The sequence below is a fragment of the Cupriavidus oxalaticus genome (assembly GCF_038900635.1).
Lineage (GTDB): Bacteria > Pseudomonadota > Gammaproteobacteria > Burkholderiales > Burkholderiaceae > Cupriavidus > Cupriavidus oxalaticus_B.
The window spans coordinates 1-392 of the sequence record NZ_JAYMRX010000109.1 but is presented as its reverse complement, the minus strand read 5'-3'; the positions used below and the strand labels follow the sequence as shown (position 1 = coordinate 392).

The following is a 392-nucleotide window of genomic DNA, read 5'->3' as shown; positions in this document are numbered from 1 at the left end:
AAGGCGGGGGTCGTAGGTTCAAGTCCTACCAGACCCACCAAGTTATCCGAAGGGGGATTAGCTCAGCTGGGAGAGCACCTGCTTTGCAAGCAGGGGGTCGTCGGTTCGATCCCGTCATCCTCCACCATCACCTGGTACCTTGGATTGGTTGTCAAATGAAAGCGCATCGCGACGATGAGGTTGCGAGTGTTTTCATTTGGCATTGCCAAGCGATCGCAAGATCGGCTGTTCTTTAACAATATGGGATGTAGTAAAGGTGTCGCGTAAGCGTTGATGAGACGCTGCAGTACAAAACGCGATACCGGGTTGTGATTGTATCAACCAAAATGTATTTAAGTGATCGAAAGATGACTTGGAATACGGCACAAATGCGAGAACTCAACCTGTAGTGA

General features: G+C 49.5%; 1 tRNA gene. It reads left to right on the top strand.

The annotated features are described in order from the left end of the window. Positions 1–51: 51 nt before the first annotated feature. A tRNA-Ala gene (locus VSR71_RS35170) sits at positions 52–127 on the top strand. Positions 128–392: the final 265 nt, after the last annotated feature.